Source organism: Pseudoalteromonas sp. SR41-1, assembly GCF_014164015.1.
GTDB classification, from domain to species: Bacteria; Pseudomonadota; Gammaproteobacteria; order Enterobacterales; family Alteromonadaceae; genus Pseudoalteromonas; species Pseudoalteromonas distincta.
This window is the reverse complement of sequence record NZ_JACJEK010000051.1, coordinates 1-790: the sequence shown is the minus strand read 5'-3', so window position 1 is coordinate 790 and position 790 is coordinate 1. Positions and strand designations below refer to the sequence as shown.

The window sequence follows — 790 nt, the reverse complement described above, 5'->3', positions numbered from 1 at the left end:
TTTTGTGAGACGATAGTTTAATTAGAGCTGATATAAGCATGCTTTAGACTTAAAGATGAAAAATCCCTTTAATAACAATTAGTAAAATCACCATCGGCTTGTTAAAATTTCACAAAGGAATTATGAGCTTACTCAAAGCTTATTTTAATTATGGAATAATTTACTAATGACTTTAGTTAAAAACACTATGCATCTTTTCTAATACTTAGCCTTATTACAGACTGTTCAGCCTCTAGACACGCCATCATTGCCGGTGACTCTGAATTAACAGATGCCCAAGTGTGCCGAAACTACCTTAATGATAAAGATATCCTCGCTAAAACTTATACAGCCGAAAATACTGATGAAGCGAAGTATATCTACGCACTTAACAGAGAAGTTAAATATAGAACACTCACTCAATACAAATGTGAGATATTAGCTGCACAAGACAGAAAAGAAATCGCTCAAGGCATTGTTGCTGCTGTCGTTGCGTTAGGTGTTGTCGTTTTAGCTGTTGCTGCGGCAGGAGCTGGCGGGTCAAATAACTATTCTTCTGGTTATGCATGGGACCAGTTTTATGATGGCAACTACAACCTAGTCTGGTGCTGTCGAGATAAGTCTACGGACCAACTTGCATATAACAGCGCTTGCTCTGGTCAATATCAAAATGACAATACATGGACTGGGAAGTAACTTTCCGATTAAACTTTATAAGCACAATATCTTAGTTCTACAATTAAAATTGTCAGTCACCACAAATAAGAACTAGCTTATTAACTCATTTATTATATGTGGCATATTTAAACCG

1 protein-coding gene is annotated in these 790 nt (G+C 36.2%); it reads left to right on the top strand.

Going from position 1 to position 790, the window contains the following annotated elements; genetic code table 11:
* Positions 1–279 precede the first annotated feature (279 nt).
* Positions 280–675 carry a hypothetical protein gene (locus tag H5118_RS20385; protein ID WP_182749993.1) on the top strand — a complete coding sequence of 132 codons (396 nt, stop codon included), beginning with the start codon at positions 280–282 and terminating at the stop codon, positions 673–675.
* The last annotated feature ends 115 nt before the right edge of the window (positions 676–790 follow it).